Raw genomic sequence first — 25,283 nt, 5'->3', positions numbered from 1 at the left:
CCCGGCAGATGTGGACGCCCCCGTACCTTCCGGTGTGGGGGCGTCCACATGTTCGGGCACCCCTCCGGACAGTCAGTGGGTCCCGATAGGCTTGCAGAATGACGCGAGCCGAGCAGCCTACGGCCCACACTCCGGCCCCCGACGACGCCCTGGTCGCGGATTCGCGCGAGCGCGCCGTGCGCGCGCTGCTGCGCCAGCCGCAGCTGAAACGCCTGTGGGGCGCCCACCTGGTAGGGAGTGTCGCCGACGCCCTGGCCCTGCTCGTCCTGGTCGTGCTCGTCCTCCAGGCGGCGGTCGTCGAGGGCTCCTTCGGCGGCGGCTACCGCGGCGTCGCCCTCGCGGTGTCCGCGGTCTTCGCGGCGCGCGTGCTCGCGACGCTGCTCTTCGGAGCGGTCCTGCTGGGCCCGCTCACCTCGCTGACGTCGAAGGACGGCCCGCTCGACAGGCGCTGGACCATGGTCGGCGCCGACGGCCTGCGCGCCCTGCTGCTGATCGTCGCGCCCCTGTGGATCGACTGGACACCGGACGACGCCCTCGCCGTCCTCCTGGTCGTCGCGTTCGTGACCGGTGTGGCCGAGCGCTTCTGGACGGTGAGCCGGGAGGGCGCGGCCCCCGCGCTGCTGCCGGCGCCGCCCCTGGAGGGCGCCACCGTGCGCCCGCTGCCGGACCACATGGACGCGCTGCGACGCCTGGCCCTGCGCACCGCGTTCGTGGCGGTGCCGATCGCCGCCGCGACGCTCGTCGTGGTGTCCCTCGTCAACAACCTGCTGGGTGCCGGGATCACCTGGTTCGACCAGCACCAGGCGGCGCTCGCCTCGTACGTAGCCGCCGGGCTGTTCGCCGCGTCGCTCTCCGTGCTCACGTTCCTCGAGCTGCCCGACACCCGCACCCCCCGCGCCCGCTCGCCCCTGGAGGGCCTGCGCCGCCCCAAGACGGGCACCGGTGTCGACAAGGGCCGTACCGGCGTGATCCCGCTCCTGGTGCTCGCCTGCGCGGCCGTCGCCGCGGCGATCGCGGCCGCCGTCGCGGTCTCCGTGCTGCAGGCCAAGGACCTGGGCGGCGGACCCGTCACGTACGGGCTCCTCGTGCTGGCGCTGACCGGCGGTGTCGTCGTCGGTATCCGTACCGCCGCCAAGGTGCTGCCGTCGCTGTCGCGCCGCCGGCTGCTCTCCCTCGCGATCGCCTTCACCGGTATCGCCCTGCTGGCCGCCGGACTGGTCCCGGACGTCGCCACCGTGCTGCTGATCGTCGCCCTCGCCGGCGTCGGCGCGGGCGTCGCCGCGAACACCGGGCACGCGCTGCTCGACCAGGAGGCCGAGGAGTACCGGCGGGCGCGCACCACCGAACACCTGCACGCGGTCGTACGGGTCTCCGTGGCGCTCGGCGCCCTGCTGGCCCCCTTGGTGGCCGCGGCGATCGGACCGCACCGCCTGGAGAACGGCAAGTTCGTGTTCGCGCACGGCGGCGCCGCCTTCACCCTGATGCTCGTGGGCGCCCTGCTGCTGCCCGTCGCCGCCCTGGTGCTCGCCAAGGTCGACGACCGCTCGGGCGTGCCGCTGCGCCACGACCTGCTGGACGCGCTGCGCGGCGGCGACGACCCGCTGCCGACGCCCGCCGTGAACGGCTTCTTCATCGCCCTGGAGGGCGGTGACGGGGCCGGGAAGTCGACCCAGGCCGAGGCGCTCGCCGAGTGGATCCGGGCCAAGGGCCACGAGGTCGTCGTGACCCGCGAGCCCGGTGCCACACCGGTCGGCAAGCGACTGCGGTCGATCCTGCTGGACGTGTCGTCGGCGGGCCTGTCGCACCGCGCGGAGGCGCTGCTGTACGCCGCCGACCGCGCGGAGCACGTGGACACGGTGGTGCGGCCCGCGCTGGAGCGCGGTGCCGTGGTCATCTCCGACCGCTACATCGACTCCTCGGTGGCCTACCAGGGCGCGGGCCGCGACCTGTCGCCCACCGAGATCGCCCGCATCAACCGGTGGGCGACCAACGGACTGGTGCCGCACCTGACGGTGCTGCTCGACGTCTCCCCGGAGGCGGCGCGCGAGCGGTTCACGGAGGCGCCGGACCGGCTGGAGTCCGAGCCCGTCGAGTTCCACACGCGCGTGCGGTCCGGTTTCCTGACGCTGGCCGCGGCCGACCCCGGCCGCTACCTGGTCGTCGACGCCGCGCAGGAGCCCGAGGCGGTCACCACCGTCGTCCGGCATCGCCTCGACGTGATGCTGCCCCTCTCCGAGGCCGAGGTGAAGGCCCAGGAGGAGGCGCGCAAGGCGGCCGAGGAGGAGGTCCGGCGCAAGGCCGAGGAAGAGGCCGCCCGCAAGGCCGAGGAGGAGCGCCAGGAGCGCGAGCGCCAGGAACAGCTCGCCCGGTTGCGCGCGCAGGAAGAGGAACGCAAGCAGCGCGAGCTGGAGGAGGCCCAGCGTCGCGAGGCGGAGCGGCAGGCGGAGGAGGCCCGGCAGCGTGCCGAGGACGCCCGCCGCCGGGCCGAGGAGGAGCGGGCCCGACTGCTGGCCGAGGAGAAGGTCAGGGCCGCCGAGCAGGAACGGCTGCGCAAGCAGGCCGAGGAGGAGGCCAGGCTGCGCGCCGAGGCGGAGACCCGGCGTCTGGAGAAGCAGCGCAAGGCCGAGGAGGCGTTGCTGCGCGCGGAGCGGGCACGGCGTGCGGCGGCGGAGACGGCGGCCGCTTCGGCCGCCGCCGCAGCCGCGGCGAGCGCCGCCGCGTCCTCGCCGTCCACCGGGGCTGCCCCGACCACCAGGGCTTCGACGTCAGCCGCCGCGTCCGACGCCGCTCCGGCCCCGGCGCAGGCTTCCACTCCGGCCCCCGCGACCACTGCGGCCGGCACCAGCACCGGCACCGAGCCGGACAACGAGACGACCGTGCCCACCCCGGTCGTCGCACCCCCGAACGCGTCGGGCGGTGCGGTGGACGACACGGCGGTGCTGTCACCGGTGCGGGACAGGGGCAACCGCGGCGGTTCCCGGTCCGACTCCGAGGAGACGGCCAAGCTGCCGAAGCCGCCCGTGCCGGAGGACGCCGCCGAGCGGACGGCGGTGCTGCCGCCGGTCGCGGGAGCCGCGGACGAGACGGCCGTACTGCCGCCGGTGACGCCCCGCGCGGCCGACGAGACGGCGGTGCTGCCTCCCGTACGGGACACGGAGTCGGACTCGGGCAGGGACAGGAGCAGGGGTAAGGATTCGGCCGGGGACCCGGCCGACCGGGTGCCCCCGGGCTTCTTCCGGGACGAGCGGTCGGCGGCGCGGCGCCCCGACGACGCGGTCGACCGCACGCGCGAGCTGCCCCAGGTCGACGCCTCGGGCACGCCCCGCCGCCGCCCGCGTCCCGACTGGGCCGAGGAGACACCGCTCGACGACCTCCCGACCCTCGCGGACGAGCTGCTGGGCCCGCGGGAGGACGACGAAGCGGACGAGGGACGCGAGGGGCGCGGCGGGAACCGTCGCTGAATCCGGGGCGGCGGCTGCGCGGGGCGGTCGCCGCCGCTGGAACGGGCCGGGTGACCGCCGGGTGCGGTCGTCGTGGCCGCGGGAGACCCGGTGGGGATGAACCGCCGGGGGTGCGGTGGTCGTGAGCCGGCGAGGCCGGCGGTCGTGATCGGCGGAGGCGGCCCGGGTGGGATCGCCGAGCACCGCGGTCCGCGCCTGGCGGTCCGGGTGCCGGGCCCGTGGCCGGCGGCGTCTGCCGGGGGCGGCGTCCGTTGTCAGTGGCGACCCGCACAATGGACGCGGCAGGGCAGAGTGCGACGAAAGGGCGGTGCCCCGTGCCCGTATGGGACGACCTGGTGGGCCAGGACAAGGTGAGCGAGCAGCTCGCCGCCGCCGCGCGGGACGCCGACGCCCTGGTCACAGCGGTCGCCGGGGCCACCCCGCCCCCCGAGGCGTCCAGGATGACCCACGCCTGGCTGTTCACCGGGCCGCCCGGCTCGGGCCGTTCCACCGCGGCGCGCGCCTTCGCCGCGGCGCTCCAGTGCGTGAGCCCCGACCGCGCGCTGGGCGGAGTCCCCGGCTGCGGCTTCTGCGACGGCTGCCACACCAGCCTGATCGGCACGCACGCCGACGTGCAGATCGTCCGCACCGACCTCCTGTCCATCGGTGTGAAGGAGACCCGTGACCTGGTCCGCCGCGCGCAGATGTCGCCCGCCGTCGGCCGCTGGCAGGTCATCGTCCTGGAGGACGCGGACCGTCTGACGGAGGGCGCCGGCAATGTGCTGCTGAAGGCCGTCGAGGAGCCGGCGCCGCGTACGGTCTGGCTCCTGTGCGCGCCCTCCATCGAGGACGTCCTGCCCACCATCCGCTCCCGCTGCCGCCTGCTGACCCTGCGCACGCCCCCGGTGGAAGCGGTCGCCGACATCCTCGTACGGCGTGACGGCATCGACCCCGATGTCGCCGCGGCCGCCGCGAGCGCGACGCAGGGGCACATCGGGCGGGCCCGGCGCCTCGCCACGGACCCGCGGGCCAGAGAGCGCCGGGCCGCCGTGCTCAAGCTCCCGCTCCGGGTCGACGACGTCGGGAGTTGCCTCAGGGCGGCCCAGGAACTGGTCGACACGGCCTCGGAGGACGCGAAGCAGCTCGCCGAGGAGGTCGACGTGAAGGAGACCGAGGAGCTGAAGACCGCCCTCGGCGCGGCGCAGGGCGGTCGCATGCCGCGTGGCACCGCGGGCGTCATGAAGGAGCTGGAGGACCGGCAGAAGCGCCGCAGAACGCGTACCCAGCGCGACAGTCTGGACCTCGCGCTCATCGACCTCACGGGCTTCTACCGCGACGTCCTCGCCCTCCAGCTCGGCTCCCGCCTGGCCATCGCCAACGCGGATTCCGGGGATGTGCTGGAGAGACTGGCCCGCGGCAGCTCGCCGGAGGCGACCCTGCGCCGGATCGACGCCATCGCGGCGTGCCGCGAGGCCCTCGACCGCAATGTGGCACCGCTGCTGGCGGTGGAGGCGATGACGATGGCGCTGCGCGCGGGCTGACGCGCTCGTCGGGATGCGGGCGCGCGGGCTGACGTGCGGCCGTCGGGATGCGGCGCGGGCCGACCGACGACCGTCGGGATGCGGCATGCGCGGGGTGCGCGAGGTTGACGATGTCACTCGTACGCGGCGCGTATGCCACTGAAGGTGATCAATCGATCGCGCAAGGTTACGCTCGCGGAATGTACTTCAGGCGCATCCTCAGGCCCCTCCGCAGGGGCGGCATGCTGCTGGCCGCCACGACGCTGCTCGTCTCCGCCTGCTCCTCGGAGAGTTTCACCACGTTCACCACCACGGCGCCGAGCGCGGCCGAGGCGGCGCCGACGACAGCCGAGGCGGTGCTGACCCCGCTGCCCAGCTCCACTCCGGCGACACTGACGCCGTACTACGAGCAGAAGCTGGCCTGGCGCTCCTGCGGTGCGCCCGGCTTCGAATGCACCACGATGAAGGTGCCGCTCGACTACGCCGACCCGGCGTCGGGCCCCATCAAACTGGCCGTCGCCCGCAAGAAGGCCACGGGTCCGGGGAAGCGGATCGGCTCGCTGCTGGTCAACCCGGGCGGTCCGGGCGGCTCGGCGGTCGGATACCTGCAGTCGTACGCGGGGCTCGGCTACCCGGCGCAGGTCCGCGCCCGCTACGACATGGTCGCGGTCGACCCGCGCGGAGTGGCCCGCAGTGAGCCGGTCGAATGCCTCAGCGGCCCGGAGATGGACGCGTTCACGAAGACGGACATGACGCCCGACAACGTGCGGGAGACGAGCGAACTGGTCGACGCCTACAAGAAGTTCGCCGAGGGATGCGCCCGGCACTCGCCCAAGCTGCTGCGGCATGTCTCCACGGTCGAGGCGGCCCGTGACATGGACATCCTGCGCGCGGTACTGGGCGACCAGAAGCTGAACTACGTGGGAGCGTCGTACGGGACGTTCCTGGGAGCGACGTACGCGGGCCTGTACCCGCAGCGGGTGGGCCGTATGGTCCTGGACGGCGCGCTGGACCCCTCGATCACCGCCCGCAAGCTCAACGAGGACCAGACGGCGGGCTTCGAGACGGCCTTCCAGTCCTTCGCGAAGGACTGCGTACGCCACAGCGGCTGCCCGCTGGGCGGCGCGGGTACCAGCCCGGCCCAGGTGGGCAAGAATCTCAGCGCCTTCTTCAAGAAGCTCGACTCGAACCCGATCCCGACCGGCGACGCGAAACGCGGCCAGCTCACCGAGTCGCTCGCGACGACGGGCGTGATCGCGGCGATGTACGACCAGGCGGCCTGGCCCCAGCTGCGCGAGGCGCTCAGTGCGGCGATGAAGGACAAGGACGGGGCGGGGCTGCTCGCCCTCTCGGACAGCTACTACGAGCGGGACGCCGAGGGCCACTACACGAACCTGATGTACGCCAACGCGGCCGTGAACTGCCTCGACCTCCCGGCCGCCTTCTCCAGCCCCGACCAGCTGGAGAAGAGCCTCCCCACCTTCGAGAAGGCGTCCCCCGTCTTCGGTGACGGCCTGGCCTGGGCCTCCCTGAACTGCGCGTACTGGCCCGTGAAAGCGACGGGGGAGCCCCACCGCATCGAGGCGAAGGGCGCGGGCCCGATCCTGGTGGTCGGCACCACCCGCGACCCCGCCACCCCCTACGCCTGGGCCGAGTCCCTCGCCAGGCAGCTCTCCTCCGCCACGCTCCTGACGTATGTCGGCGACGGCCACACCGCCTACGGTCGCGGCAGCGTCTGCATCGACTCCGCGATCAACCGCTACCTCCTCGACGGCACCCCTCCGCCCAAGGGAAAGCGCTGCTCATAGCCCTCCCGCACGCCCCGGATCCGGGCCCTCCGGGGCGTGTACGGAGCACCCTCGGAAACTGTGTAGACTTACCGCGTTGCTGATCGCACCATAGTGCGGACGGCGCGCCGCCTTAGCTCAGATGGCCAGAGCAACGCACTCGTAATGCGTAGGTCTCGGGTTCGAATCCCGAAGGCGGCTCTGTAGAAGCCCCAGGATTCTCACTCGCCGTGACCTGGGGCTTTTGCTTTTCTGTGACCTTCATGAGGTTACGGCTGTGAGGTCTCAGAGCCTCTTGCGTGAGCGATGCGTGTCTTCCGGGGACGTACCAGGGACACGGTGCGGCACGATCACCAGATGTGTTTGCGGAGCGGCAAGTCAAGTGCCGGTCGTCGCTGCACCGATGGCATCGGTAGACCGCTGTGAAGACCGCTTGAGGGTCTCGTCGCGAGACTCGAGGTAGGCCGCGTGTGCCGGGAGACCGCGGCGACCAGTTCTGACGACAGCAGACATATGAAACGGGCGAGCCCAGGATTGAGGTCCTAGGCTCGCCCGTTGGCTGTGTGCGGGTTTCTTGCGCGCTCGGGGGACGGCGGCGAGGGTGGCCTCGGCGACTTCCTTCTCGACCTCTTCGAGGACGCTGGTGTAGATGTCGCCGGTCTCCGTGATCGAGGAGTGGCCGAGCTTCTTCTGGGGACGGCGGCCTGAGGCAGGACGACGAGGCAGCGCGGGCCGTCGTCGAGCGCTGCGCCGCGATCGATGCCTGCCGGCGGACGCGCGGATCGTGGAGCACCGGGTGGGTGCTCGGCCGACGCGGTCGGAGGCTCGGGTTGAGGCTGACTCCCGTGGCGGTTCGACCACCGCGGTCCACAACTCTGGGCACGGCGTGCCGGGGTGACGCTGTCGTGGGGGTGCGCGCGGAAGGCCGCGGGGCTGGTGGCCGGAATTGTGTCCGGAGATATCTGAGCGGCCGCGCGCCTGGTCAGGTGCGCAGGTGATGCGTGATGATGCCCTGGATGTCGGTGAGCCACTGGCGCAGGGAAATGCCCTGGGGCAGGGGTTCCCTGAGGCCGAGAACCGTGGCTGCCTCGGCAAGCTGGCCGTCTGACGAGTTCAGAGTCAGGAACTCCCCGATTTCGGACGCGGCTTTCTCGAGGTCCTCATACGGTTCGCCTGCGAGGTAGTCATCCACCGCTTCTGCGTGTGACCCGTACTCGATTTCAAAGCTGCCCTGGTAGAAGTACGTGCCGAGGAAGTGGGTCAGTGCCGGGAATCGTGCCCGCCACTCCCATGAGATCTTCGGCCGGACCGCGGGCCGGGGAGCCGGTGGCGAGGCGAGGAAACGCTTCAGATGCTGTCGGACGGCACGCAGGCAGTCCTCGACGCCCACGCCCTGGGGCGGATTGACGTGCGGGAGCAGATCGACGTCGTCCGCGATGTCGTCGTTGAAAAGGCCCACCGCGAGGAGGTCTTCGATTTCCCGCGCGGCCGCCGCCGCGCGGTCGGGGGCGTAGGACGCCGTTCGCAGGTATGCGCTCAAGGCGGTGCCGGGTGTCTCCGCTGTGTCGTCGAAGGCGTAGCCGGTCTCCTCATACGCGTAAAGGAGCTGGCGTAGTTCTTGGAAGCGGTCTTCCACGGGGGGCATCGTCATCGGACCTGTCTGGCTCTACGGGACGGGATAGGACGTGAGGACGCGATAGCCCATCGGAGCCGTTGAATCGCGCTTCAGGATCACTCTGGCGCCCTTTACCCACTCTGGCGGTAGTCCATTACGGAAGTTCACTCGGGTCAGGCTCAGGCCCGTGTGGTCTTCCAGATGGGCCTCCAGTTCCAGCTTCGCGCCCTTCTTCTTGGCCAGCCAGGCGTCGATCTCCTTCTGACGCTTGAGTACCACAGCGTCGGTCGATCTCTGCGCCGATGCCTCGTCGACGTAACGCGAGACTGTCTCCCTCGCGGGTTCCGCCCGTAGCCGTGCACGCAGATCCTGAGTGGTCACTTCCACATGCTTGGTAAGTGTGTGGGATCCGTTCTTACCCTCGTCCCCGGCGACGTCCGCCCGGTACTGCGGGTTCACCCGCCCCTTGCGTTTGCTGCGCGGCCAGGCGTTCTGCTCACCGTCGCGAAGCAGCATGCCGAAGTCGTCGGCGCCGGCGGTCAGGCCGCCGGGCATGGCCAGCTGGGGGCTCAGGCCGGGTACGCGGGCGCCGCCCAGCAGTTCCGTCCAGCCGCCCGCATTCTGGGCGGCTCGGAAGGTGGCGCCTGCTCCGCCGAGGAGGCCGCCGGTGAGGGCGCCGTACACACCGGCCTGGCGTGCCTCGTCGAGGTCGAGGCCACCGCTCTGCTCGCCTGTCGCGATCGCGATCGGTTGGGCGACGGCGAGGTCGACGGCGATGGACTCGATGCCCGCGATGGCGGCGGTGGCCAGGGTGGTGCCCGCGATGGACGCGATTTCGGCAGTGACTGCGACACCAAGAGTGCCGGCGAGTTCGGTGACCGCTGTCGCGGCGGCGAGGGCGGGGCCCTCGGAGAGGCCCCCGGTGAAGAAAGCCAGACCGGTGCCCACGAGGATGGTTCCGCCGACGATCTCCAGCTTGTGTTCGAGCTTATTCTTTGCGCCGTGCACGGCGTCCGCGTACGCGTCCAGCGCCTTGGCCATGTCGCGGGCACCGTCGGACAGGTCCCTGAGCCAGCCCCGCTTGTCGTAGTAGTAGCGGCGCCAGAACGGGTCGTCGAAGGCGGAGATCGCCTCGCCCCTGTTGTTCTCGATCAGGGAGCGGGCGGCTTTGTTGGCGGCGGCGGTGACGTCCTCGACGTCGTCGGCGAAGTCTCGCCACGCCTTCGCGGCGTCCCGAAGGCCGCCGACATCGGCGTCAGGCCACCACATGCCGGTGACGTCCTGCAGGATCTTCCGGGCCTCGTCCGCAACGCTCACTTGTCGTGGCCGGTCGAGTCGGCGCCCCTGGAGTCGGGTTCGACGCTGATCCTGCTGAACATGGCGCGGATCAGCTCTTCGTGGTCGATGTGGCCGTCAGCCATGTCCGACATGGCCTCGTGAATGCTGGCCAGGCCATCCACCAGGATCTTGGTGGATTGCTCGATCTGCTTGACGTGGGGGCCGTACGCCTTGTGGAAGTCCGCGCCCTGGTCGTCGTCGCCCCAAGGCGTGCCGGCCTCGGACAGCGCGGTCTTCAGCTTGGTGAGCGCGTGAGTGAGGTCGACGCTCTGATGATGGAAGTGGGGCGCGGTCGCCTTGATATCGGCGATCTTGATGTCGAGTATCTCGCCCTTGTCGCCCATGATTTGGCGTCTGCCCCCTCCGTCGGCTGCCCGGCCACGCAACGGTAGCCGCCGACCGAGATTCGCGACTGTGTGCGACGCAAAGGCGAGGCAAAGATCCTTTCGAGGGCGGTGAGTTCTCTCACTGGCCGTTCTTTGATCGCGCGCGACCAGGCTCCGTCGGTGACGACACCACACCGATTCCAGATGTCCTTCGACGGCCGCCCGTACGCCATTACTCTCGACGGACCATACGTGGGCGAGCATGTCGCCGCCGTCGAGCTGCGCACGTCCACCCATGATCTCCCCCGAGTCGTCCTGCACTTGCGGCCGACCAGTACGTGGCCGACGGAGTTGGATCTGCTCGCGCAAGTTGAGGCCGGTGTGCCTCCGGAGCCGGGTCGCCCTCGTGGTCTACAAGCCCCCCAGGAACTCGTCTCTCCTGGGCCGGCTCCCGGCTGGCCCGCAGCAATCTCCACACGCGCGTCACCGACGCCCTCGGCCTGGCGGTCACCGGCGACCTCAACCGATTCCACCGGGCGTACCGCCACCTCTGGTTCGGCGCCATCCGCCACAGGGGAAGGGGAGCTGAGGCAGACTGATACGCAGCGCGCTTCCGGGGACACGGAAGTACGCAGCGCCCGAGTGACAGTGCGTAGGCCCCGAGAATCGAGCCACGCCCGACGCGCACGCGGCGACGGTGCCGTGCACGTGCCGTCTTGCTGTCCGTGGCGCGGTCAGTCGGCTTCGGTGATGCAGCGGGGGGTAGACGCACTGCAGACCTTGGCCTGTGGGGGTATTGCAGGGCCGTTGTGGCCCCATTCGAGGAAGGGTCGATCCCCGGCAGGTCGGACGGTCAGAGGATGAGGGTGAACGAGACGCCCGCCGCCATGGTCAACCGCGTGGCCAGGGGCGTCCGTCGAGGCGCTCGATGTCGCGGTTGAAGCGGCTGAGATAGGCGGCGAACTCGGCGACGTCCTCGGCGGTCCAGTCGACCATGACCTTCTCCAGACCCTCGAGGTTCTCGGTCCGATGGATGTCCAGACGGCGCTCGCCCTCGGCGGTGATGGCGAACTTGCGGGCCATGCCACCGTCGGGGTCGGGCATACGCTCGACGACCCCGGCCCGCACCATCGCGGCGGTCTGCCGGTTGAGGGTCGAGGCGTCCAGGCCGAAAGCCTCGCTGAACTCGCCGATCGACATCGGCCCCTGCGCCTGGATGCGGCTGAGCAGGACGTACGCGCTGCGGTCCAGCCGTTCCTCGCCGGCCCCACGCGCCCGCGGGTTGAGCATGTGCATGTGCCGCCCGAGCAGCATGGTCTCGAATTCCAGCAGATCAAGTGGCTTGTCCACGCGAGGCATCCTTCAGTTCCCGGCTCGCTTCCCCTGTCAGGAGAACTACCTTCGGCTAGATATACCACCCCTATATGCATCATACACTCGACATGTACGGTGCACATCCCCGCGCCGGGAACGCGGACCCACGATGCCCCGGCCGTCCCCCGGCGGCCGCCGCGGCGAGCTCCCGAGATGCCGGCTCCGGTCACACATCCACCCCGGGGTGCGTCAAGAGAGAGGCGCCACCCCTGCGACCCGGTGGTGGTGTGACAGGTGTGACGGGACGAGAAGGAGATGGCGACATGGCCGTTCTGATGGTGCGTGCCACGGTGAAGCCCGAGTGTGTCGACGAGCTCGAAGCGGCGCTGCGGACGATGTTCACCGCGATCGAGGCCGCACGGCCCAAGGGCGTGCGGTACGCCTCGTACCGGCTGGCCGACGGGGTCACCTACCTCGCGGAACTGGAGGTCGCGGACGGGACCGGGAATCCCCTTCCCGAGATCCCGGAGTTCCGTGAGTTCCAGGCCGCCCTCGCGGACTGGCTGGCCGCCCCGCCCGCCGTCGAGCACCTCGAGGTGCGGGGCGCGTACGCCGCCTGAGGACACACGGGTGTCCGTTACGGGCTGGTAAGAGCTGGTAAGAGTCGGCCGGACTCCGGGCGTGCTCCCGAACCGTGGTCCCCGCGCCACGTAGGTTCGCCCCTGACCGTGCGGCCGACCCGTCCGGGAGGGCGCCGACAGGGGCCGGGCGGCCGCTGCGACCGGTGGTCGGGACCGTGGACCGTACGGCGCGGGGACCCGCGAACGTCGTGAGGAACCGCATACGGGGCAAGGAAAGACGGCGTACCTGAGGGATACGCCCGGTGAACGGTTAGCATCGCGGGCAGTGTTGTCGGCCTGGGATGGAGTGGTGTCGTGCCGGAGGGTCCACGGATCGCCGTTGCCGTCGTGACGATGGGGAATCGGCCCGTCGAGGTCGACGCGCTGCTCACCTCGGTGGCCAAGCAGGACGTCGCGCCCGCCCGGATCGTGATCGTCGGGAACGGGTGTCCGCTGCCCGACTTCGCCGAGCGGCTCGGGCTGCCCGGCGAGGTGACCACCATCGAGGTCGACGAGAACCTCGGCTGCCCGGGCGGACGGAACGTGGGCCTGGCCAGGCTCGCGGAGTTCGGGGACGTGGACGTCGTGGTCGAACTCGACGACGACGGGCTGCTGGTCGACGCGGACGTGCTGCGCAAGGTCCGCGACCTGTACGCCGCCGACCCGCACCTCGGCATCGTCGGCTTCCGGATCGCCGACGAGAACGGGGAGACCCAGCGCCGGCACGTGCCCCGGGTCGGGGCGAAGGACCCGATGCGGGGCGGCCCGGTCACCGGGTTCCTCGGCGGCGGGCACGCGCTGTCGATGCCCATGGTCGCCGAGATCGGTGACTGGCCCGCCGAGTTCTTCTTCGCCCACGAGGAGACCGACATGGCCTGGCGGGCCATCGACGCCGGGTGGACCGTGCTGTACGAGCCCGCACTGCTGCTCCAGCACCCGAAGACCTCACCCGCCCGGCACGCCATCTACTACCGGGTCACCGCCCGCAACCGCGTCTGGCTCACCCGCCGCCGGCTGCCCCTCGCGCTCATCCCCGTGCACCTGGGGATCTGGGTGCTGCTCACACTCGTACGGACGCGGTCGCTCGGGGGGCTGCGAGCCTGGTTCGGCGGCTTCGCGGAAGGCCTGCGGGAGTCCGGCGGCCGACGGCAGCCGATGCGGTGGCGGACGGTGTGGCGGCTCACGCGGCTCGGACGCCCGCCCGTCATCTGACGGTCCGGTGGCGCCGGGAAGGACGAAGGCCCCGGTCGTTCACCTCCGACGACCGGGGCCCTCTCTGTCCCCGGATCCGGCCACGGCGGCGACACTCCCCCGAGTTACGCGTCGTACGCGCGCACCGTCGGGCCAGATCCGATGCACTGATCCCATCAGGCCGCGCCAACGGATCGCTAACATGTGGCCAACGGTTCCCTCGGGAACCGGCCAACGGTTCCGCCGGAACCGGGAGTCGGTCGGTGCGAAGTCGCCAGGGGCACGGCCGGACGGTCGCGTGGGAAGGCAGTGGGCGGGCTATGCGGTACGGGCTGCGGTTCGGGCTGCTGGGTCCACCGGTCCTGTACGACGCCGACGGCGAGGTCGGGTCGATCGGCAGCGGCAAGATGCGTGCCCTGCTGGTCGCGCTGCTGCTGGAGCCGGGCCGGGTCGTCTCGGTCGACGCGCTCAAGGACGCGCTGTGGGGCGGAGCACCGCCCGCGTCCGCACAGGCCTCCCTGCAGAACCACGTCACCCGGCTGCGTCGGCTCCTCGACGATCCGGAGCGGCTCCGGGCCGTACCACCGGGGTATCTCCTGCGGGTCGGCGAGGGCGAGCTGGATGTCCGCGTCTTCGAGTCCCACGTCACGGCCGCGCGTGCCGCGCATGCCGGGCGGGACGGCGCACGGGCGCTGCGTGAGGCACTGGCGGCGCTCGCGCTGTGGCGCGGCACCCCGCTCTGCGGGGTCCGGCCCGAGTTCGGCGGTCACGCCCTCGTCCAGCGCCTGGAGGAGGCGCGGCTGCTGCTCCTGGAATGGCGCTACGAGGCCGAGTTGTGGCTCGCGGTGCCGATCGTCGGAAGCGGTGAGCGCGGAGGCGGTGGCCGTGGCGGGGGAGCGGCGGGGACCTCGGGGAGTGCCGAGGGTGCCGGGGGGACACGTGGTTCCGGGAACTTCCCGAGCTCTGGGGACGCGGGTGGTTCCGGGAGCTCCGCGAACTCCGCGGGCGGGGACGGCTTCGGGATCTCCACGAACCTCGCCGGCGAGGGCGGCTTCGGGAGCTCCACGAACCTCGCCGGCGAGGGCGGCTTCGGGAGCTCCACGAACTCCGCGGGTGAGGGCGGCTTCGGGCATGCCCGACTGGCCGGCCTCGCACCCGAGTTGGCCGCTCTCGTCGCGGAGCACCCCTTGCGGGAGGCCTTCCACCGGCTGTTGATGCTCGTGCTGCACCGCACCGGCCGTCAGGCCGAGGCCCTCGCCGTCCACCGCGACCTGCGGGCCCGCCTGGTCGAGGAACTCGGGGTCGAGCCGGGCCCCGCCGTGCGCGCGGCGCATCTGGAGATCCTGCGGGACCGGGAGCCCGGCGGATCAGCCGGATCGGCCGGATCGGCCGGAACAGGCGGCACGGCCGGAACAGGCGGAACAGCCGGTACAGGCGGAAGAGACAGGGCGGGTACGGCAGCCACGTCAGGCGGTTCGGGCGGACCGCGGAGAACGAGCGGATCGAGCAGAGCAGGCGGATCGAGCAGAGCGGGCGCATCGAACGGGGCCGCCGCATCGGGCAGGGCGGGCGAACCGGCCGGAGTGGACGGGACCGGCGACATCGGTCAGGCCCCTCGTGCCGACGGAGACGTACCGGCCGCACCGGCGCAGCCGGTTTCCCCCCGTCCCGCCCAACTCCCTCCCCCTCCGGCTCACTTCACCGGCCGGGGCGACGTATGCGACGAACTGGGCCTGGTCCTGGACACGGACCGGCGGCTGCGTCTGCCCGTTCCCGCCGTGGCCGTCATCAGCGGCATGGCCGGGGTCGGCAAGAGCGCGCTGGCGCTCCACGTGGCCCATGGACTGCGGGAACGTTTCCCTGACGGCCAGCTGTACGTCAACCTGCACGGGGCCACCCCCGGAATGACCCCGCTCACGCCCGGCCAGGCGCTCGCGGCGCTGTTGCGCGACCTCGGCGTCGAGCCGCGCCGCATCCCCGAACTCCCGGACGCGGCAGCCGCGTTGCTCCGGTCGACGCTGGCCCCGACGCGCACCCTGATGGTGCTGGACGACGCCGCGCACGCCGCTCAGGTACGGCCGCTGCTGCCGGCGGGCGCCGGGTGCGCGGTGATCGTGACGAGCCGCTCGCCGCTCACGGTGCTGGACGGCGCGCACCGTTTCCCGCTCGCCCCGCTGTCGGACGAGGACAGCGCGGCGCTGCTGCGCGCGGTCTCCGGACGCCGCGACGGCCTCGACGGCGGGCACCCGCTGGTCGAACTCACCGGTCGGCTCCCGCTCGCCCTGCGCGTCGTCGCGGCCCGCCTCGCCGCGCGCCGCGCGCTCACCCCTGACGCGCTGGCCGGTCAACTGACCGACACGGAAGGCCGGTTGCGTCATCTGGAGTACGACGACCTGAGCGTCCGCAGGTCCCTCGCCGTGGCCCATGACGCGCTGCGCGCCTCGGACCGCGAGGCCGACCGGGACGCGGCGCGCGCCCTGTGCAGCATCGGGGCGCTCGACCTGCCGGTCTACGGCGCGCCCCTGCTCGCCCGGCTCTCCGGCATCGCCGAACACCGCGCCGAGGCCGCGCTCGACCGCCTCGTCGACGTCGCCCTCCTGGAGGAGACGGCGTACGCCCGCTACGCACCCCACGACCTCGTCCGCGACTTCGCCCGGGAGATCGCGGGAACGACGACGAACGGCACGCCGGGAACGAGACGGGCAACAGGGGCGACGGAGACAACGGAGACAACGGGAGCGACGGAGACGGCCGGAGCGACCGGGACGCCAGGCCCGACAGAGGTGGCCGACGAAGCGGGCGACGCTGACGGAGCGGACAGGACGGGCGGGGTGCGCGCAAGCCCCTGCGTCTCCGAGCGTGCCCTGCGCTGGTACGCCGGGGTCGCCGCCCGCTCGCTCGAAGTGATCGTCGAGGCGGGGCTCGACCGCGCGGACCGCAGCCGTCCGACGGCCACGCAGCCCGTCGCGCACACGGCCGACGCCGCCGCCACCCCGCCGTTCCGCTCCGCCAAGGACGCTTTCGCCTGGGGCGATCTGGAGCTGGAGAACGTGATGACGCTGGTGGAGCGCTACGCGGAGGTGTCCGCGTACGTGCCGGTGCTGGTGCGGCTGCTCAACCCCTACCTCCAGCGCAGCGGCCGGGTCGCGGAGTCGGAGGTGCTCCTGCGGACGGCGCTGGACGCGGCGCGGCGGCTCCGGGACGAGGCGGCGCAGGCGTACGCGCTCGGGGATCTCGCGGGGCTGCACTTCATGACGGGGCGGGCGGGCGAGGCGCTCACGCTGAACGACGAGGCGCTGGCGATCTGGCGGCGGCTCGGGGTGCTGTCGTGGGTGCGGCGCGGTCTGAACAACCGCGGCATGCTCCTGGAGGGGCTCGGCCGGTACGAGGAGTCCAGCGAGGCGCTGCTGATGAGCCTCGAACTCTCCCGGGAGTTGGGCGACCCGCACACGGAGGCCATCACCTACAGCCACCTCGGCAACCTGTACGAGCACACCGACGCCCGTGCCGCCATAGACCACCACAAGCGCAGCCTCGCGATCGGCGACGTGATGGACGACGTGATCATCCGGCACTCGGCGCACTGCAACATCGGGTACGCGCACCTCACCCTCGGGGAACCGGCCGCCGCCGTACCGCACTTCGAGGAGAGCCTGCGCATCCTCGGCGGGCACGACGACTGGCACGGGGAGTCGCAGACCCGGCTCGGGCTGGTGCGCGCGCTGCGCGGGGTGGGGCACTGCGAGCGGGCCGCGCTGGAGTGCGAGCTGCTGCTGTGCCGCGCCGATCGGCGCGCCGACCGGTTCACCGGTGGCCTGGCGCGGCACCAGCGCGGACTGCTGCTGCGCACCCGGGGGGACGCCGAGGGGGCGTACGCACAGTGGAGGGCGGCGCTGGAGGCGCTGGACGGCAGGGACACCTCGGTGGTGGGGGAGCTGCGGGAGCTTCTCCAGGAGGCGTAGCTACTTCGCGTCCGCGTAGCACTCCACGACCGCGGTCGTGAACGGGAAGTGGACCGGTGTCTCGCCGAACGTCAGCCTGCCCGCCAGCTCCGCGGCCTCCCGCACGGCCGCCACGACCACCTCCGCCTCCTCGGCCGGGCAGTGCACGATCACCTCGTCGTGCTGGAAGAAGACCAGCTCTGCGGCGAGGCCGGCGCAGGCGCGGCGGAGCGCGGCGAGCAGCAGCAGCGCCCAGTCGGCGGCGCTGCCCTGGACGACGAAGTTGCGTGCGAAACGGCCGCGGGCCCGGGAGTTGGAGGAGGCGTACCCGGGCACCCAGCCCTGGTCGCCGAGCGCCTCGGCGGGCTCGTCCTGGGGGAGACCCGCCTCCTCCGACGCCCGGTCGGAGGCACCGGCGGCCGGGGGGCTTGTCCGGCCCAGCCAGGTCCGTACGAGGCGGCCCTCCTCGCCCGCGCGGGCGGCGTCGTCCACGTACGCCACCGCCTTGGGGAAGCGGCGGCGCAGTGCGGCCAGGTTCTTCAGACCGTCGCCCGACGTCTGCCCGTACACCGCGCCGAGGACGGCGAGCTTGGCCTGGTCGCGGTCGCCGGCGAAGGCCCGGTCCGACACCGCCTGGTAGAGGTCGCCCTCCCGGCCCGCGACCTCCATCAGACCGGGGTCGCGGGAGATGGCGGCCAGTACCCGCGGCTCCATCTGGTCGGCGTCGGCCACCACGAGTCGCCAGCCGGGGTCGGCGACGACGGCACGGCGGATGACCTTGGGGATCTGGAGCGCGCCCCCGCCGTTGGTCACCCAGCGTCCGGTGACCGTGCCGCCCGGGAGGTACTCGGGCCGGAAGCGTCCGTCGCGCACCCAGTCCTGCAGCCAGGACCAGCCGTGGGCCACCCAGATCCGGTACAGCTTCTTGTAGGCGAGCAGGGGCCGCACGGCGGGATGGTCGACGGATTCGAGCTCCCACCGCCGGGTGGACCCGACCTTGATCCCGGCCTGCGCGAAGGCCTTGACGACGTCGGTGGGCAGGTCGGGTCTGACCCGTCTGCCGAAGGCCGCCGAGACCTCGTCGGCGAGCTCGGCGAGGCGGCGGGGCTCGCCGCCGCCCGCGTACCGCTCGCCGAGCATTTCGCGCAACAGCTCGCGGTGGACGTCCGCGCGCCACGGCAGGCCCGTCGCGTTCATCTCCGCCGCCACCAGCATGCCCGCCGACTCGGCGGTGGTGAGCAGGTGCATGCGCCCGGGGTGGGTGGTGGCCGCGTGGCGGCGCCGCTGCTCGGCGTACACCTCGATGAGGTCCTCCAGGGGGAGGTGGACCGGGCGCGGCTCGAAGAGGGACGACTGCGAGCCGGGCTCGGCGGAGCGCTGCGGGGGGTCCGGTGGCACGGGCCCGCCGCGCAGCCTGGCCAGCGCGGCGGCCGCCGAGCGGGGTTCGCCGAGCCGGCCCTCGTGGCCGAGCAGCAGGTTCTCGGCGGCCTCGATGTCGTAGCACCGCTCCACGCGCACCCCGGCGGCGAGCAGGCGCGGGTGGACGCCGGCCGTGGACCGCCAGACCCACCGGACCACGTCGGGCCGGGCCCGCACGGCCTCGACGAGATCGGCCTCCCTGTGCACCGGTCCCGCGGGCAGCCCGTCGGGTCCGAGGGGGGCGAGCTCCGCGCCGCCGTCCTCGGCCGGTCCGACTGCCCACCGGTCGCTCATGATGCCGAGTCTCGCAGGAGGGTCTGACAACGCCGCCGCGACGACTCGGCTGGTGGGGGCGCCGCGACGGCGCGGCCGGATGCGGCGCCGGGACGACTCGGCCGGTTACGGCGCCTGGGTGAGGTCCGCCAGCGCGCGGGCGATGTGGGCCTCGGTCGCCTGCTTGGTGACGCCGACGCCGCTGAGCACGCCCTCGCCGTTCTCGTGCTCCAGGAGGGCCAGGAGGATGTGTTCGGTGCCGATGTAGTTGTGGCCGAGGCGGAGGGCCTCGCGGAAGGTGAGTTCCAGGACCTTCTTCGCGGCGGGGCCGTAGGGGACGAGCTCCGGGACCTCGGCGGCGGCCGGCGGGAGCGCCGCGGTCGCCGCCGCATGGAGCGCCTCCAGGGTCACGCCCTGTGCGGTGATCGCGAGGGCGGCGAGTCCGCCGGGCTCGGCGAGCAGACCGAGGACCAGGTGCTCGGGGAGACCCTCGGCGTTGCCCGAGGTCTTGGCCGCGGCGTGCGCGGCCATGACCACGTTCCGGGCGCGCGGTGTGTAGCGGCCGAAGCCCTGGCTGGGGTCGAGGTCCGACTCCGCCTTCGGGACGAACCGCTTCTGCGCGGCCTGCCGGGTGACCCCCATGCTCCTGCCGATGTCCGTCCAGGACGCGCCCGAACGCCGGGCCTGGTCCACGAAGTGCCCGATCAGATGGTCGGCGACGTCGCCGAGGTGGTCCGCGGCGATCACCGCGTCCTGGAGCTGGTCGAGCGCGTCGGTGTGGACCTTCTTGATGGCCTCGATGAGGTCGTCGAGGCGTACGGATGGCGTGCCGAGTGGGTTCGTCGTCATGTGTCAACCGTAAGTTGACAGTAGAGGGGTGTCAACCCGAAGTTGACATCTCGTGCGTGCCTGTCCGGGAAGGCGCTAAGGGATGGGGGACTCTGCGGGGAAAACTTGTCCACAGGGTGTGGATACTTTTTCCGCGCGACGGAAGCCTCGACGGCACCTGCCCGGGAGGCGGCCCCGGAGCGCGTGGCACGATCGGAGGATGAGCAGCAGGACGACGCCCAGCACCGTGGAGCGCGCCTTCGGGGCCGCCCTCTACGCCGACACCGACGCGGCCCTCGACACGGGCGCCTCGCTGCTCGCCGCCGATCCCGCGTCGGACGCCGAACTCGCCCTGCGTGGCGCGGAGTTCGTCGCCGCCGCCTGGCGCCGCGGCTGGCAGCCCGCCGACGTCGTACGGATCGTGCGGCGCGAACTGGACGACGTACACGTCCACCTGGTGTCGGCCCTGATCCTGCGGGAGGACCGGACGCCCCGGGGCCCGCGCTGGACGGCTCAGCTCGACGGACTGGACGCGGACGCGGGGCCGCCGCGCACCGACCGCTTCACACACGCCACCACCGTGCTGGAGCTGTACCGGCTGCTGCTGCGGCTGCCCGCCATCGAGCCGTTGGACCCGCCCCGGCAGGACGCGCCGCAGGACTCCCGGATGCTCACCCGCATCCGCGCCCTGCTCGCCAAGGCCGAGGCGACCGGCTTCCCGGAGGAGGCGGAGGCACTGAGCGCCAAGGCGCAGGAACTGATGGCGCGGCACAGCATCGACGAGGCACTGCTCGCGGCCCGTACACACGCCAAGGACGCGCCCGGCGCCTGCCGCATCGGTGTCGAGCCGCCGTACGAGACGGCCAAGGCGGTACTGCTCGACGCGGTGGCCGGCGCGAACCGCTGCCGTGCCGTGTGGAACGAACCCCTCGCCTTCTCGACCGTCGTCGGCTTCGAACCCGACCTGGAGGCGGTCGAACTCCTCTACACCTCGCTGCTCGTGCAGGCCACCACCGCGATGACGAAGGCGGAGGCGGCGCAGCGGGCCGGCGGGCGGAGGCGTACGAAGACGTTCCGTCAGTCGTTCCTCGCCGCGTACGCCCATCGCATCGGCGACCGGCTCGCGACGGCCGCCGAGGGGCAGGTCGCGTCGTCGGAGGGGGAACTGCTGCCCGTCCTGGCGGCCCGCGAGGTGGCGGTCACCGACCACATGGAACAGATGTTCCCGGACACCGTCACCACCCGGCTGCGCGGGGTGGACGACGCGGCCGGGTGGCAGGAGGGGGCCGCCGCGGCGGACCGGGCCCAGGTCAGGGCCCGGCCGCCGCTGCGATGAGGCGACGGCCGGCGGCCCCGGCGAGCGGCTGATCGGTCAGTCGCCGGCCGCCTGGAAGGTGCTCACGGAGGCGTTCAGGTCGTCCGGCCCGGTCTTGCCCGCGAGGGGGCCGTACGACCACTTGAACCGCTGCGCGTCCTTGGCGCCGGGCAGGCTGATCTTCAGCGAGGTCGCGTCGAGGCTCTTCGCGTCGCCCGCCTTGCCCCGCACGTAGGTGATCGTGAAGGAGGCGGTGCCGTCCTTCGCCAGGGTCATCTTCTGCGGCTTCGCCGACTTGTCCGCGAAGACCTCCGTGCCCCGGGTGCTGTCGTTCAGCTCGATGCCGGGGAAACCCGTGAGGGTGCATTCGTCGCCGTGGTTGGTGAGAGTGACGGGCACGTTGCCGGTGTCCCCGGCGGCCGGGGCGGTGTTGGCGGGGCCGACCTCGAAGTCGATCCGGTCGATCGCGCAGACGGTGGAGGAGGCCGAGGTCGCCGGGGAGCCGCCGGACTCCTTCTTGTCGGCGCCGCCGCTGTCGCAGGCGGTCAGCATGAGGGCCGCCGCGGCGGTGACGACGGCGATCGGAAGGGCGCGCATGGGTTTCCCCCTGGGTTCGTGACGGTGCACACCGATCATCACGCAGACCGGGGGGTGGGTGTCGCGCGACCCCCCGCTCCGGCGCGTCGTCCGTGCGACTCTCACCCGGAGAATCGCCTGAACGTACGGCGGGGCGAGCCGGCGGGCGGCCGGCGCGGGGCCGCCGAACGCGGAGAGAACCACGTTCCGTTCGCCGGCAGGGTCCGCAAGTGCGCAGGCGGGAGCCGTGGGCGGGGGTTCAGGACCCCAGGCTCGCCGTCGGCAGCCCCGACGGCAGCTTGCCGCCCTGGGCCTTCGTGTAGGACTCCTTGCCGAGACCGCCCGACCAGGTGACCTTGAGCGTCGTGGCGTTGACGGAGTCGACCATGCCCGTGGCGCGCTGCTTGTTTCCGTCCGTGCAGGTGAGGTGGATCATCCGCATGCCCGACTCCTCCCCGGCCGCACCGCTGCACACGGTGCCGCCCGTCGCGAAGAGTCCGGCCTGCTTCCCGGTGATCACCAGCGCCACCGCTTTGCCCCCCGTGGTGGCAAGCCAACTGCCCTCGAGTCCGGCCTTGGCGGTGGGCGAGGTGCTCGAATCCCCGCCCGTGCCGCCGGTTCCGGACGCACCGGTGCTCGCGGTCGTGTCCGCGGATCCCGGACTGGAGGAGCCGGAGTCGTCGCTGCTGCAGCCGGTGAGCGCGAGCGTGCCCGCCAGACCCGCGGCCACGAGCATGGCGGTGGCCGCGGTCCGGACCCGCCGACGCGGGAGGATCGCCGAAGTCGCCGATGTCACTGAAGCCCCCAAGGGTGGTGGTGTCGCTGGGGTCGCCGGAACGACCGCAGCAAGCTACCAGGAGCATGCGTGAACGCCTCGGGCGAGTCGTGCGGAGAACGTACGGATGTCCTGAGCGGTCCGGTCCGGTCGGGTCCGTTCCCTCCGGGGCCGTCCGGGAGGTCGGCGGCGCCCGCCACCGCGCCGAGCGCGCCCGCGGGCTCGACGGGTCCGGTGGCCCGTGGCCTGGAAGTGGCTCCGGCGTGATCGCGGTTCCGTCCCGGAGATCCGGCCCGCGCCCCGCGCGTACGGACACGGGGCCCTGCCCCGCCCCGCCCCGAGGCGCTGGACCGCGGCGAGAGCGCGTAGGGCGACGGCGTCGGCCCGCCCCGGCCGCGGGAGCGCCGACCTGCCGCGGAGGTTCCTCCGCGACGGCGGGGGGCTCCGCGACGGCGGGGTCGGCCGTGCGACTGTAGGGGCGGCGGAGGGCGCTGGTGTGTGCGAACGGGAACGCGGGGGAGAGGGCGCGGCCGCCGTACTGCCGCACCGGCCGCCGGTCGGGTCACGGGCCGGAGGTTGAAAACCGGACGTTGAAGCCGGACGTTGAAACTCGAAAGGCTCGCCGTGCGTCTGTTCCTGGTACAGAGGGATTCGACCCGGGCGAACCCGTACGGATGCCGGGGCGGACGAGCATGCACGGGGGCCGGAGGTCGTGTGTCGGGCGACTTCCGGGGCAGGCGAGGGGCCGTCGGCGGCCCGGCGGGCAGCAGGCCGTAGTCAAGCGGACAGCAGGCAGTAGTCAAAGGCCGGTAAAAAGCTGTAACCGTGGGACCACCCCCCGTGCACGTGCATCTGCTCATGCATCTGCACATGAACAGAGCTATGATCCGGGGCAGTTGGCCACTGCATCAATGGCCACATCGGCCACTGCACGACCGGGGAGCGACCTGTGGACCACGACGTGTGCGACGTGGATGACGTGTACAACGGCATGGCTGCGACAGAGCTGACCGGGGTGGCCTGGCAGAAGAGCAGACACAGCAACTCGCAGGGGTCCTGCGTGGAGTTCGCGAGGCTGCCGGGGGGTGACGTGGCCGTGCGGAACTCGCGGTTCCCCGAGGGGCCGGCGCTCGTCTACACCCGCGCCGAGATCGAGGCGATGCTCCTGGGCATCAAGGACGGCGAGTTCGACCACCTGATCGCGGGCTGAGGGCGGGATGCCGGCGGACCGGTGCCGAGTGCCCGTTCCGTGAACGCGGCGCGGTCGTCACCTCGCGTCGCGTAACGCGCGTAGAACCGCGGCGCCGAAAGGCGCCGCGGTTCTTCATTCGGCGGGGGCCGTGGAGGGGGCGAGCGGCGGGAGCCGGAACAGCGCCCACACGACCTTGCCGCTGAGAGTGCCCGCGAGCGGGTGCCAGCCCCAGCTGTCGGCGAACGAGTCGACCAGGAACAGGCCCCGGCCCGACTCCGCCGAGAAGTCGTCCGAGTCGCCCGCCACCGGACTGTCGTGGCTGGGATCGCGCACCGCGCACACCAGACGTGAGGTCCACCGCATCAAGTGCAGCCGCACGGGGGCGCCTTGGTCGTCCGCGCGGGGCGTGTCCGAGGGCAGAGCGTGCCGCAGCGCGTTGGTGACGAGTTCGGAGACCACCAGGCACACGTCGTCGAAGCGGTCGCCCATGTCCCACTGGTCCAGCGTTCTGCGCGTGAACTGCCGGGCCTCGCGCACCGCTTCGTAGCGGGCGGGCAGGGCACAGGAAGCGGCGCTGGACACGGCCGCGGGATCGAGCGGCGGAAGTCCCTGCCGTAAGGGCTCGAGCATGGTCGATCCATTCGTCCCCATGCGAGGCACTCCCGGGTGTTCGCGGTCGTTGCGATGCAGCGGTGGCGCGGGGACCATGGTTCCGAATGCGTACAGCAGATGCAAGGGCAGATGCACGTGCACGCGCCCGAGTTGCGGCCTCTTGCCCCCTTTTCCGGCTACTTCTTCTGTCGCCTTCTTCGCTCTTGTTGGCCCCCGCGTGCCCCTTTGCTGCGCGGTGCCTTCGGAAGCTTTCCGTTTCTGTAATCGAACGAGTACTGCTTGAAGTGTTTTAGTGGCAGACTTCGGCGTCTGAAGACGGTTGGGGAGGCGGACGAACGTGAGCGCTGGTGAGTCGAGCGGCTCTGTGGTGCGGCGCATGCTGCTGGGGTCACATCTGCGGCGCCTGCGGGAGGCGCGCGGAATCACCAGGGAAGCGGCCGGCTACTCGATCCGTGCCTCCGAATCGAAGATCAGCCGCATGGAGTTGGGACGGGTGAGCTTCAAGACGCGCGACGTCGAGGACCTGCTGACGCTGTACGGCATCACGGACGAGGCCGAGCGCACCTCCCTGGTGTCCCTCGCCAAGGAGGCCAACGTCGCGGGCTGGTGGCACAGTTACTCGGACGTGCTGCCCAGCTGGTTCCCGACCTACGTCGGCCTGGAGGGTGCGGCCCACCTGATCCGGTCCTACGAAGTCCAGTTCGTGCACGGCCTGTTGCAGACCGAGTCCTACGCCCACGCGGTCGTCGCGCGCGGCATGAAGGGCGCGAGCGCGGCCGACATCGAGCGGCGGGTGGCGCTGCGTCTGGAGCGGCAGAAGTACCTCGTCTCCGAGAAGGCCCCGGAGTTCCACATCGTCCTCGACGAGGCCGCGCTGCGCCGTCCCTACGGCGACCGCGAGGTGATGCGCGGCCAGTTCCAGCACCTGATCGAGGTGTCGGAGCGCCCCAACGTGCGCCTCCAGGTGATGCCGTTCAGCTTCGGCGGCCACTCCGGCGAGAGCGGCTCCTTCACGATCCTGAGCTTCCCCGAGTCCGACCTGTCGGACGTCGTCTATCTGGAGCAGCTCACCAGCGCGCTCTACCTGGACAAGCGCGAGGACGTCACGCAGTACGAGAGCGCGCTGAAGCAGTTGCAGCAGGACAGCCCCGGGCCGTCCGAGAGCCGCGACCTGCTCCGTGGACTGCTCCAGCTCTCCTGA

Annotated in this window: 18 protein-coding genes and 1 tRNA gene; 10 read left to right on the top strand and 9 right to left on the bottom strand. The window is 72.1% G+C overall.

Annotated features, from left to right (window positions below; genetic code table 11):
- The first annotated feature begins 98 nt into the window (after positions 1-98).
- The 4 genes from tmk (at position 99) to OG199_RS19885 (ending at position 6,948) form a co-directional block, all read left to right on the top strand.
- Complete coding sequence (gene tmk, locus OG199_RS19900) at positions 99-3,461, top strand: dTMP kinase (RefSeq protein ID WP_405830559.1); 3,363 nt, start codon at positions 99-101, stop codon at positions 3,459-3,461.
- A gap of 314 nt (positions 3,462-3,775) precedes the next feature.
- Entirely contained in the window at positions 3,776-4,981 is a 1,206-nt protein-coding gene (locus tag OG199_RS19895; RefSeq protein ID WP_356801965.1) for a DNA polymerase III subunit delta', read from the top strand.
- Between the two features lie 179 nt (positions 4,982-5,160).
- A complete protein-coding gene (locus OG199_RS19890) occupies positions 5,161-6,768 on the top strand; it encodes an alpha/beta hydrolase (protein WP_356801963.1) in 1,608 nt (535 codons plus the stop codon).
- 106 nt (positions 6,769-6,874) lie between these two features.
- Positions 6,875-6,948, top strand: a tRNA-Thr gene (locus tag OG199_RS19885).
- Between the two features lie 781 nt (positions 6,949-7,729).
- On the opposite strand, the gene OG199_RS19880 is transcribed toward OG199_RS19885, so the two are convergent.
- The 4 genes from OG199_RS19880 to OG199_RS19865 form a co-directional block, all read right to left on the bottom strand.
- On the bottom strand, positions 7,730-8,392 hold the full coding sequence (locus OG199_RS19880) for a contact-dependent growth inhibition system immunity protein (RefSeq protein WP_405834601.1): 663 nt from the start codon (positions 8,390-8,392) through the stop codon (positions 7,730-7,732).
- A gap of 21 nt (positions 8,393-8,413) precedes the next feature.
- Positions 8,414-9,679: an RNase A-like domain-containing protein gene (locus OG199_RS19875; protein ID WP_405830556.1), complete on the bottom strand. Its 1,266-nt coding sequence runs from the start codon at positions 9,677-9,679 to the stop codon at positions 8,414-8,416.
- Complete coding sequence (locus OG199_RS19870) at positions 9,676-10,044, bottom strand: hypothetical protein (RefSeq protein ID WP_356801959.1); 369 nt, start codon at positions 10,042-10,044, stop codon at positions 9,676-9,678. Before OG199_RS19870 ends, OG199_RS19875 begins: the two co-directional genes overlap by 4 nt.
- Positions 10,045-10,917: 873 nt before the next feature.
- On the bottom strand, positions 10,918-11,376 hold the full coding sequence (locus tag OG199_RS19865; RefSeq protein ID WP_356801957.1) for a MarR family transcriptional regulator: 459 nt from the start codon (positions 11,374-11,376) through the stop codon (positions 10,918-10,920).
- Between the two features lie 287 nt (positions 11,377-11,663).
- Between OG199_RS19865 and OG199_RS19860 the strand changes: the two genes are divergently transcribed.
- The 3 genes from OG199_RS19860 to OG199_RS19850 all read left to right on the top strand — a co-directional run bounded on the left by OG199_RS19860 (position 11,664) and on the right by OG199_RS19850 (position 17,113).
- Positions 11,664-11,960, top strand: coding sequence for a hypothetical protein (locus OG199_RS19860; protein WP_405830554.1), 297 nt, complete (start codon positions 11,664-11,666; stop codon positions 11,958-11,960).
- Positions 11,961-12,257: 297 nt separating this feature from the next.
- A complete protein-coding gene (locus OG199_RS19855; protein WP_405834599.1) occupies positions 12,258-13,172 on the top strand; it encodes a glycosyltransferase family 2 protein in 915 nt (304 codons plus the stop codon).
- Between the two features lie 299 nt (positions 13,173-13,471).
- Complete coding sequence (locus tag OG199_RS19850) at positions 13,472-17,113, top strand: BTAD domain-containing putative transcriptional regulator (protein WP_405830552.1); 3,642 nt, start codon at positions 13,472-13,474, stop codon at positions 17,111-17,113.
- On the opposite strand, the gene OG199_RS19845 is transcribed toward OG199_RS19850, so the two are convergent.
- A complete protein-coding gene (locus tag OG199_RS19845) occupies positions 17,114-18,805 on the bottom strand; it encodes a bifunctional 3'-5' exonuclease/DNA polymerase (protein WP_405830550.1) in 1,692 nt (563 codons plus the stop codon).
- A 105-nt stretch (positions 18,806-18,910) separates the two neighbouring features.
- Positions 18,911-19,633, bottom strand: a complete 723-nt coding sequence (locus OG199_RS19840) for a Clp protease N-terminal domain-containing protein (protein WP_401803918.1) — start codon at positions 19,631-19,633, stop codon at positions 18,911-18,913.
- A gap of 199 nt (positions 19,634-19,832) precedes the next feature.
- Between OG199_RS19840 and OG199_RS19835 the strand changes: the two genes are divergently transcribed.
- Positions 19,833-20,948, top strand: coding sequence for a DUF2786 domain-containing protein (locus OG199_RS19835; RefSeq protein WP_356801947.1), 1,116 nt, complete (start codon positions 19,833-19,835; stop codon positions 20,946-20,948).
- Positions 20,949-20,984: 36 nt separating this feature from the next.
- Here OG199_RS19835 and OG199_RS19830 read toward each other — a convergent pair whose 3' ends face one another.
- On the bottom strand, positions 20,985-21,524 hold the full coding sequence (locus OG199_RS19830; protein WP_356801946.1) for a DUF4232 domain-containing protein: 540 nt from the start codon (positions 21,522-21,524) through the stop codon (positions 20,985-20,987).
- A 238-nt stretch (positions 21,525-21,762) separates the two neighbouring features.
- Positions 21,763-22,299, bottom strand: coding sequence for a hypothetical protein (locus OG199_RS19825; RefSeq protein ID WP_405830547.1), 537 nt, complete (start codon positions 22,297-22,299; stop codon positions 21,763-21,765).
- A 928-nt stretch (positions 22,300-23,227) separates the two neighbouring features.
- Between OG199_RS19825 and OG199_RS19820 the strand changes: the two genes are divergently transcribed.
- Entirely contained in the window at positions 23,228-23,488 is a 261-nt protein-coding gene (locus tag OG199_RS19820) for a DUF397 domain-containing protein (protein WP_153289320.1), read from the top strand.
- Positions 23,489-23,602: 114 nt separating this feature from the next.
- On the opposite strand, the gene OG199_RS19815 is transcribed toward OG199_RS19820, so the two are convergent.
- Positions 23,603-24,121 (bottom strand): ATP-binding protein, encoded by a 519-nt coding sequence (locus tag OG199_RS19815; protein ID WP_356801944.1) that lies wholly within the window; start codon positions 24,119-24,121, stop codon positions 23,603-23,605.
- Positions 24,122-24,458: 337 nt separating this feature from the next.
- Here OG199_RS19815 and OG199_RS19810 point away from each other — a divergent pair, with 337 nt between their 5' ends.
- Positions 24,459-25,283 carry a helix-turn-helix transcriptional regulator gene (locus OG199_RS19810; protein ID WP_356801973.1) on the top strand — a complete coding sequence of 275 codons (825 nt, stop codon included), beginning with the start codon at positions 24,459-24,461 and terminating at the stop codon, positions 25,281-25,283.

This window comes from Streptomyces sp. NBC_01176, assembly GCF_045039825.1.
In the GTDB taxonomy this organism is placed as follows: domain Bacteria; phylum Actinomycetota; class Actinomycetes; order Streptomycetales; family Streptomycetaceae; genus Streptomyces.
This window is presented reverse-complemented; position numbering and strand designations above follow the sequence as displayed.

Bases quoted from the DNA above. Each gene is read 5' to 3' on its own strand.
- tmk (WP_405830559.1), top strand. From the start codon at position 99: ATGACGCGAGCCGAGCAGCCTACGGCCCACACTCCGGCCCCCGACGAC.
- OG199_RS19890 (WP_356801963.1), top strand. From the start codon at position 5,161: ATGTACTTCAGGCGCATCCTCAGGCCCCTCCGCAGGGGCGGCATGCTG.
- OG199_RS19880 (WP_405834601.1), bottom strand. From the start codon at position 8,392: ATGCCCCCCGTGGAAGACCGCTTCCAAGAACTACGCCAGCTCCTTTAC.
- OG199_RS19870 (WP_356801959.1), bottom strand. From the start codon at position 10,044: ATGGGCGACAAGGGCGAGATACTCGACATCAAGATCGCCGATATCAAG.
- OG199_RS19860 (WP_405830554.1), top strand. From the start codon at position 11,664: ATGGCCGTTCTGATGGTGCGTGCCACGGTGAAGCCCGAGTGTGTCGAC.
- OG199_RS19850 (WP_405830552.1), top strand. From the start codon at position 13,472: ATGCGGTACGGGCTGCGGTTCGGGCTGCTGGGTCCACCGGTCCTGTAC.
- OG199_RS19845 (WP_405830550.1), bottom strand. From the start codon at position 18,805: ATGAGCGACCGGTGGGCAGTCGGACCGGCCGAGGACGGCGGCGCGGAG.
- OG199_RS19840 (WP_401803918.1), bottom strand. From the start codon at position 19,633: ATGACGACGAACCCACTCGGCACGCCATCCGTACGCCTCGACGACCTC.
- OG199_RS19835 (WP_356801947.1), top strand. From the start codon at position 19,833: ATGAGCAGCAGGACGACGCCCAGCACCGTGGAGCGCGCCTTCGGGGCC.
- OG199_RS19830 (WP_356801946.1), bottom strand. From the start codon at position 21,524: ATGCGCGCCCTTCCGATCGCCGTCGTCACCGCCGCGGCGGCCCTCATG.
- OG199_RS19815 (WP_356801944.1), bottom strand. From the start codon at position 24,121: ATGGGGACGAATGGATCGACCATGCTCGAGCCCTTACGGCAGGGACTT.
- OG199_RS19810 (WP_356801973.1), top strand. From the start codon at position 24,459: ATGCTGCTGGGGTCACATCTGCGGCGCCTGCGGGAGGCGCGCGGAATC.